At 69.0% G+C, this 7,749-nt stretch carries 10 protein-coding genes; 2 read left to right on the top strand and 8 right to left on the bottom strand.

Annotation, left to right across the window (positions count from 1 at the left end; genetic code table 11):
• Window positions 1-12: 12 nt before the first annotated feature.
• From rnc to recG, 8 genes are all read right to left on the bottom strand, one after another.
• Window positions 13-855, bottom strand: a complete 843-nt coding sequence (gene rnc / locus U9977_RS06795) for a ribonuclease III (protein WP_322748319.1) — start codon at window positions 853-855, stop codon at window positions 13-15.
• On the bottom strand, window positions 852-1,877 hold the full coding sequence (locus U9977_RS06800) for a phosphate starvation-inducible protein PhoH (protein ID WP_322748320.1): 1,026 nt from the start codon (window positions 1,875-1,877) through the stop codon (window positions 852-854). Before U9977_RS06800 ends, rnc begins: the two co-directional genes overlap by 4 nt.
• A gap of 5 nt (window positions 1,878-1,882) precedes the next feature.
• Window positions 1,883-2,053, bottom strand: coding sequence for a 50S ribosomal protein L32 (gene rpmF / locus U9977_RS06805; RefSeq protein WP_322748321.1), 171 nt, complete (start codon window positions 2,051-2,053; stop codon window positions 1,883-1,885).
• Window positions 2,053-2,655: a YceD family protein gene (locus tag U9977_RS06810; protein WP_322748322.1), complete on the bottom strand. Its 603-nt coding sequence runs from the start codon at window positions 2,653-2,655 to the stop codon at window positions 2,053-2,055. Before U9977_RS06810 ends, rpmF begins: the two co-directional genes overlap by 1 nt.
• 160 nt (window positions 2,656-2,815) lie before the next feature.
• Complete coding sequence (locus U9977_RS06815; RefSeq protein ID WP_322748323.1) at window positions 2,816-3,292, bottom strand: hypothetical protein; 477 nt, start codon at window positions 3,290-3,292, stop codon at window positions 2,816-2,818.
• 48 nt (window positions 3,293-3,340) lie between these two features.
• Complete coding sequence (gene coaD, locus U9977_RS06820) at window positions 3,341-3,817, bottom strand: pantetheine-phosphate adenylyltransferase (protein WP_322748324.1); 477 nt, start codon at window positions 3,815-3,817, stop codon at window positions 3,341-3,343.
• Complete coding sequence (rsmD, locus tag U9977_RS06825; protein ID WP_322748325.1) at window positions 3,814-4,371, bottom strand: 16S rRNA (guanine(966)-N(2))-methyltransferase RsmD; 558 nt, start codon at window positions 4,369-4,371, stop codon at window positions 3,814-3,816. The genes coaD and rsmD overlap by 4 nt, the downstream gene beginning before the upstream one ends.
• Window positions 4,368-6,596, bottom strand: a complete 2,229-nt coding sequence (gene recG / locus U9977_RS06830) for an ATP-dependent DNA helicase RecG (protein WP_322748326.1) — start codon at window positions 6,594-6,596, stop codon at window positions 4,368-4,370. The genes rsmD and recG overlap by 4 nt, the downstream gene beginning before the upstream one ends.
• Before the next feature lie 210 nt (window positions 6,597-6,806).
• Between recG and U9977_RS06835 the strand changes: the two genes are divergently transcribed.
• A complete protein-coding gene (locus tag U9977_RS06835; protein WP_322748327.1) occupies window positions 6,807-7,478 on the top strand; it encodes a hemerythrin domain-containing protein in 672 nt (223 codons plus the stop codon).
• A gap of 36 nt (window positions 7,479-7,514) precedes the next feature.
• Window positions 7,515-7,749: type II toxin-antitoxin system prevent-host-death family antitoxin (locus U9977_RS06840; protein ID WP_322748328.1), on the top strand; the 235-nt coding region annotated here is incomplete at its 3' end.

The raw sequence follows: 7,749 nt of genomic DNA on the forward strand, positions 1-7,749 counted from the left end.
CTCGACGGCCGGTCAGCGGTTACCCGTGCGCACCGGCGTGTCGGATCGGCCGTCCACCGGATCGCCGTCCACCGGATCGCCGTCCACCGGATCGCCGTCACGACTCGACTCGTCTGGGTCACGCGGGTCGGCCGACCGTTCCTCCAACGTCTGGAAGGCCGCGGCGGCGGCACGCTGCTCGGCCTCCTTCTTGCTCCCGCCATCACCGTGGCCGAGGACTTCCCCGGCCACGACTGCGCGGGCGACGAACCGCTTGGCATGGTCCGGTCCGAACTCGTCCACCTCGTACTCGGGCGGGCCCAGCAACAGCAGTGCGGTCCGTTCCTGCAACGAGGTCTTCCAGTCCAGCCCGGCACCCCGACCGGCGGCCACGTCCAGCAGCGGGTCGAACAGGCGGTGGACGAACTCGGACGCGACCTGCAGGCCGCCCAACCCACCGGTCGACAGGTACACCGCGCCGATCAGCGCCTCCAGGGTGTCGGCGAGGATGCTCGCCTTGTCCCGACCTCCGGTGCTCTCCTCACCGCGGCCCAGCAGCAGGTACGGGCCGATGCCGTGCTCCCCCAGAGCACGGGCGACCTCGGCGAGGGCACGCATGTTGACCACGGACGCGCGCTGTTTGGCGAGCTGCCCCTCGGGCAGGTCCGGATGGCGGTGGAACAGGGCGTCGGTGACGACAAGACCCAGGACGGAGTCGCCGAGGAACTCCAACCGCTCGTTGGTCGGCAGGCCACCCTGCTCGTAGGCGTAGGAGCGGTGCGTGAGAGCCCGTTCGAGCAGGTCGACGTCGACCGGAACACCGAGGGCGGTCACGAGGCCGTCCCTGGGCGCCGGCAGCGCCACGCCGCGGGTCATGCCGACAACCCGGCGCGGACCCGGCGGTGCGTGACGAGGTCGGCGAGGGCCGCGCGCTGGTGGCACACCCAGCCGGCCCGGTCCGCGGCGGACGCATCGGCAATCGCGAACGCGACTCCCGCCGCGGTCTGGCCGGACCGACCATCCACTACGACCACGATCCCGTCGACACCAACCACGAATGTCCCCTCCCGCAGATGCCACCCCGGCGACGCTCGCGGTAGCTGACCAACAGGCGCTGGCTGACCGACAGCCTGCACAACCGCCCGCAGACCCGATACCAGGACCGCCCCGGTGAAACCGTCACTGACCACGACGTCAGCCTCGCCACCGGCCACGACCGTGGCTGCACCGACGCCACCGACGAAGTCGAGCCCCAGCTCGGTGATGAGTTCACCGGCGTTCATCAACACACCGGTGCCCCCACGCGATCGGTCCGGATGAGCCGGCGGGGCCGGATGGCCCGGATCCGCGGACAGCAGCCCGATCCTGGGACGCGCCACCTGTAGGCAGATTGTGGCGTAGACCGATCCGGTGACCGCACACTGGGTGAGCTGGTCGGCGCTGATGCCGGCGTCGGTGACCGCGCCCGCATCCAGCAGGACCGCCGCCCCGGGCGAAGCGTCGACGACCACGGCAAGCGCAGGCCTGCTGGCCCCGGGAAGCGGACCGAGGGTGAACGCCGCCGCGGCCACAGCCGCGGCCGCCGGACCAGCCGACACCATCGCGTCGACGGCACCATCCCTGATCAGGCGGGCCGCGACCCGCACCGTGGCGTCCCGCCTCGACCGCACCGCACGGACGGCGTCCGCGTCGGGACCGACCGCATGGGACGCCTCGACGATCCGCAGCCGGTCCCCGCTTTCCAGACCGTACGCGCGCATCAGCGGCTCGGCGGTCCGGGCCGGGCCGACCAGGCTGACAGCCAAGGTCGGGTCAGCGACGAGCGCACGCCGCACGCCGTCGACGACCGATGCCGGTGCGCCATCACCACCGAGTAGATCGACCGCTACGTGTGTCACACCACTTAGACGTCGATGACCTGTCGATCGTTGTACCGGCCGCAGGTCGGGCAGACCGTGTGCGGCCGGACCACGTGACCACGCGGGCACGTGGCCAGGGCTGGGACCTTCGCTTTCCACTGGGCCCGCCGGGAGCGGGTGTTGCTGCGCGAGGTCCGACGCTTCGGGACGGCCACTAGTCCTTCTCCTTATTATCGATCGCTGCCGGGTTCTCGACCTGCGATGGGTTCTCGACCAGCGATGGCAGTGCTGCCCACCGAGGGTCGACCCGTTCATGGGTATGGTCGGGCTCAAGGTCGTCCAGTCGCGCTCCGCAGTCAACGCACAGACCAGCGCAGTCCGGCCGGCAGCAGGGCGACAGCGGCAGGCTGAGTACCAGTGCGTCACGCAGCGCCGGCACGAGATCGAGATGGTCGTTGACGACCTGTTGGCAGTCGTCATCATCGGCGTTGTCCACGACCCTGTCCGGGTAGTAGAACAATTCTCGGATGTCGACCGTCGCCTCGTCCTCGAACGGGTCGAGGCAACGCGAGCACTCACCCGCCAACGGCGTGGACGCAGTGCCGCTGACGAGCACACCTTCCATCACGGCTTCCAGCCGGAGGTCCAACTCGATGAGCGCGCCCGGCGGGACATTGATCATTTCAGTCCCCAGCCCCGCGGGTGCCGGCACCCGGGTCACGACGTGCTTCATCGAACCCGCGCGACGGCTCAGCTCGCGAATGTCGAGCACGAGCGGACCACGGGGGCTCCGGCGGCGCGATGGCGGCACGGTCATGGGTGGAGTGTCTGTAGTTGCCACGAAAATACTGGATTCACAATTCTCGAACGTCACAGGTTGCTTGAACGTCACAGGTTGATGATTCAGGTACGCGCAGATCCGGTTGTTCGTCAATCCGGTTGTTCGTCAAGCCGGCTGCCCGCCAATCCGACACAGACTACCAGTCTATCCGATCGTCCAGACTGGCAGCGATTCGATCATCGCGGTCCCGCGGGCCGGGCGGCGGGGGGGCCAATCGTGCGCGGCCACGGGTAACCGAGGCCAGAGTCCTGGACAGGATCACCTCGAAGGCCGCCAGCTTCCCGTCGACATAGGTGTCGAACTCCGACCGCGCGGCATCCGCCGCGTCCCGCGCCTGGGTCAGCATCTGCTCGGCCTCGGCCTCGGCCCGGCGGACGATGTCGGTGTCGGTGGCGATCCGGTGCCGCTCCCGGCGTGCGTCGTCGAGGATGCCGTCCCGCTCAGCCAGAATTCGCCTGGCCTGGGCGATCTCCGCCGGCAGTTGACCGCGCAGGTCCTCCAGCGCGGTCAGCAGCTCGGTACGGTTGAGGATGCAGGACGCCGACAGCGGGATTCCCCGCGCATCAAGGACCATGGCGACAATCGCCTCGAGGGCACCATGGAGATCTGCCATAGGCGGCAGACTATGACGGTACGCCCTCCATTACCGGGAGTGACACGGCTACTGCGCGAGACGCTCGCGCAACTGTTTGAGCACGAGGTCCGGCACCAGCCCCGACACGTCCCCGCCGTAGGTCGCGACCTCCTTGACCAGGCTTGACGACAGGAAGGCGTACTGCGGGTTCGTGCTCATGAACAGGGTTTCGACGCCCGCGAGCGAGTGGTTCATCTGCGCCATCTGCAGCTCGTAGTCGAAGTCGCTGACGGCCCGCAGGCCCTTGACGATGGCCTGGATACCGCGGGCGCGGCAGAAGTCGACGAGCAGGCCGTGGGAGGACTCGACCACCACGTTGGAATGCTCGCGCGCCGCCTCACGGATCAGCTCGATCCGCTCGTCCACCGTGAAGAGGTTGGCCTTGTTCTTGTTGATGAGCACGGCTACGACAACCTCGTCGAAGAGCCGGCTGGCACGACCGATGATGTCAAGGTGACCATTGGTGACCGGGTCGAAGGAACCGGGACAGACAGCCTTTCTCATGATCCAGAACCGTACCAGAGGACCCCCTCGCCGTACGTCCGATTACGTACAGTAACCATGCCATCCGGCCACCCGGGCGGCTCGCTGCGGCGCGATCGCTCCACCACGCACAGACCATCCGGATACAGCCAGGAATGGGAATGCAGGCGAGTAAGCACGGTCGTCAACGCTACGTCAGAAAGATTATACGGAGGGTCTAGAAACACCACGTCGAAAGCATGCCCCGGTGTGGCCTCCACCACACGTTGGACGGGTTGGCAGACGATCTCCGCACCGACGAGCCCGAGGGTCGCCGCGTTCGCGCGCAGCGTCCGCACGGCAACCTGCGACTGATCGACCAGCAGGGCGTGGCAGGCCCCCCTCGACAGCGCTTCGAACCCGACCGCGCCACTGCCGGCATAGAGATCGGCGAACCGCGCGCCGCGCAACTCCACTATCGACGCAAGCGTGTTGAACAGACCTTCCCGCGCCCGGTCGGATGTCGGACGGGTCCGCTCCCCCGGCGGCACCCGGATGGGCCGCCCGCGTGCGACACCGCCGATGATCCTGGTCAACCCTTCTCCAGATACGCGGCTGTGGTCTCGTCGAGCGTCGCCGCGAGCGCCGCGGCCAGGCCCGGATGCGCCGACAGTTCCGGATCAGCGCGTACCAGGGCGGTAGCCTCGTCCCGCGCGGACAGGATGAGGTCCTCATCCTTGAGCAGCTCCAGCAGGCGCAGGGCCCGGCGGCCACCGGACTGGGCCGCGCCCAGCACGTCGCCCTCGCGCCGCTGCGCGAGGTCCAGCCGGGCGAGCTGCGCACCGTCGGAGGTGGCAGCCACCGCGGCCAGACGCTCCCAGGCGGGCGACCCAGGCTCGGCGTCGGTGTACAGCAGGCACCATCCCGGCGCGCTGCCACGCCCAACCCGGCCGCGCAGCTGGTGCAGCTGGGATATGCCGAAACGGTCGGCATCGGCCACGACCATCACGGTCGCGTTGGGCACGTCGACCCCGACCTCGATCACTGTGGTGGCCACGAGAACATCGATGTCCCCCGCTGCGAACCTCGTCATGACCCGGTCCTTGTCCTCCGGGTGCAAACGGCCGTGCAGCGCGGCGACCCGGAGCCCGGCAAGCTCCACATCCCGCAGCGCGGGGAGCACATCGAGAACGGCGGCACTCGGCCGGCGCCCGCCCTCGGTCGCGCCGTCGGCAGTGGCGTCGGCGTCGGGGCCAGCGGGGTCGGCGTCGGGGTCGGGGCCAGCGGGGTCGGGGTCGGCGGGGTCCTCGCCGATCCTCGGGCAGACGACGTATGCCTGATGGCCGACGGCGACCTCATCCCGGATGCGGCCCCACATCCGGTCCGTCCAGACCTCGTTGGCCGCGGGCACGACGAAGGTGGCGATCGGCGAGCGGCCGGCGGGAAGCTCGGTCAACGTGGAGACTTCCAGATCACCGAAGACGGTCATCGCGACCGTGCGCGGGATCGGCGTGGCCGTCATCACCAACAGGTGCGGCGGGCGGTCGGACCGGGACCGCAGCACGTCCCGCTGCTCGACCCCGAAACGGTGCTGCTCGTCCACGACCACCAGAGCGAGGTCGCGGAAGGTCACCGATTCTTCGAGGAGCGCATGCGTGCCCACCACCAGACCGGCGCTGCCGTCCGCCACGGCCGCGAGCGCCTCGCGCCGCGCCCTCAACCCGAGGGAACCCGTCACCAGGGCGATCCTGGTCGCACCCGGCGCGGCATCGAGTTCGCCGGCCCGCCCCAACGGACCGAGCAGGTCACGCAGGCTGCGCAGATGCTGGGCGGCGAGCGTCTCGGTGGGCGCCAGGAGTACCGCCTGACCGCCCGCGTCGACGGCGGTGAGCATGGCCCGCAACGCCACCACCGTCTTGCCGGAACCGACCTCACCCTGCAGCAGCCGGTGCATGGGGAACGGCCGGGCGATCTCGGTCGCGATGGTCTCGCCGACCGTGCGCTGCCCGGCGGTCAGCGCAAACGGCACTGTCGCGTCGAACGCGGCCAGCAGGCCGTCGGGCCTGGCGTGCCGTGCGGTCGCCGCGGTCTGCTCGTTGTCGAACCGACGCTGCGCGAGCGCGACCTGCAGGATGAGAGCCTCGTCCCACTTGAGCCGGGCCCGGCCGCGAGTGACGTCCGCCCACGATGACGGCTGGTGAACCAGACTGTAGGCGTCGAGCAGCCCGACCAACCGGTGCTCGGACCGGATGGCCGCGGGGAGCGGATCCTCGATCTCGGTGAGATCGGAGAGGACCATCCGCACGCACTTGGCGATCGTCCAGTTGGGGATCTTCATTGCCGACGGATAGATCGGGACGAGGCCGCCGGCAAAGCCCTCCGCGCCGTCGCACCCCTGCGCATCGGCGATCTCGGCGTCGAGCAGTTGCACCTCGGGATTGGTCAGCTGCCGCCGACCGCGGAACTCCTCCACCTTGCCGGCGAACAGCGCGGTGACGCCGCTGCGCAGGTCGCGCGTCTGCCGGACCTGATTGAAGAACACCACCAGCAGGCTGTGCCGGCCGTCGGTCACGGTGACGGTCAGCATGGAACGCCGGCGCTCCCGCATCGGACGCCGCTCTGCGTTGACGACCTGCGCCTGCACGGTCACCACCTCCCCGACCGTCAGGTTCGCGAGATCGGTCAGCTCGCCGCGTTCCTCATAGCGGCGGGGCAGATGCGCGAGCAGGTCGCCGGCCGTCTCCAGGCCGAGGGCATCGGCGAGCATGATCGCCGTTTTCTCTCCCAGCACGTCCCGAAGCCGCGTCGTCTGGTCGATCACACCCTCGATCCTGCCCGACGGCACCGACAACTTTGCGACCCCACACCCACTTGAATCCGTCCGGGACAATCGCCGACCGGCTGTCGCGAAGGTCACATACCGTCCATTCTGGTCGTAGGCCAAAAAGGACCGCAAAAATGTAACAATCAGTGATGAGAGGCCGCTGGAATGTCACAGACCGTTCCGAGCCCACATGGTCTTCCGTTCCCCGTGCAGCCCCGTCTCCCCGGCGATCCCGAACCAGATCTCGAGCTCTACCGCCTCACCCACCGGGCGATCGTGCGCGAGGCCAGTGAGCTGGCCACGCTCGGGCGACGACTGGCGAGGGACGGCAGCCCGTTCACGGCCCGGCAGGCGCGCACCCTGCGGACGTTCGCCCGGGTGTTCGTCGATGACCTGCACCGCCACCACCGGGCCGAGGACGAGCTCGGCTGGCCTCTCATCAGCGCCTGCGCACCGGACTGCCCCGACCTCACGCCGTTGACCCGCGACCACGCCGACGCCGCCCCGGTCATCGACGAGCTCTGGGCGACGGTCCGACGCCTGGCCGCCGACCCCGCCTCCACCGCTGCCCGCACGGATCTGGCCGGCGTGGCGCAGACATTGCGCGACATGCTGGAACGGCACATCGCGGCGGAGGAACGGATCGTCTTCCCGGTGATTCTCGCGCACATGTCGGCACGGGATTTCACCCGCTGGGACAAACTGGCCGACCGCGATCTGCCCATGCGTGACCTGTGGGTACTCATCCCGTCGACAGTCCGGTCCGCGAACCCGGCGGACGTCGCCCGGGTCACCGCGAAGGCGCCCTGGCTGTTCCGCCTCGCGCTACGCCTGTTCGGCCGATACTACGATCGCAGACATCGCCTCGTCTTCGGCTGACCTCGATCATTCGCCGGCGCGGGCATACTGGATCTCATGCGTAGTGAGCCGCTTGACGCCGTTCGTGATCGTCTTGACGAGCTGGCAGACGAGGTTGATCAAACTGGTCCGATTGTGCTCAGCCGGCCAGGCCGTACCAGCGTGGTTGTTGTCTCGCTGGACGACTGGCAACGGTTTGAGGATCTTGCTTCAGAAGAGGAAACGGAGTGGTGGCGGCACGTCTCAGCCGAGCGTGCGGCGGCCGGGGAGCCTCCAGAGGACGGCGAGGACG

The organism is Protofrankia sp. Cas8 (genome assembly GCF_963555845.1).
Classification (GTDB): Bacteria; Actinomycetota; Actinomycetes; order Frankiales; family Frankiaceae; genus Protofrankia.

Bases quoted from the DNA above. Each gene is read 5' to 3' on its own strand.
- U9977_RS06815 (WP_322748323.1), bottom strand. From the start codon at position 3,292: ATGGCAGATCTCCATGGTGCCCTCGAGGCGATTGTCGCCATGGTCCTT.
- U9977_RS06810 (WP_322748322.1), bottom strand. From the start codon at position 2,655: ATGACCGTGCCGCCATCGCGCCGCCGGAGCCCCCGTGGTCCGCTCGTG.
- coaD (WP_322748324.1), bottom strand. From the start codon at position 3,817: ATGAGAAAGGCTGTCTGTCCCGGTTCCTTCGACCCGGTCACCAATGGT.
- rnc (WP_322748319.1), bottom strand. From the start codon at position 855: ATGACCCGCGGCGTGGCGCTGCCGGCGCCCAGGGACGGCCTCGTGACC.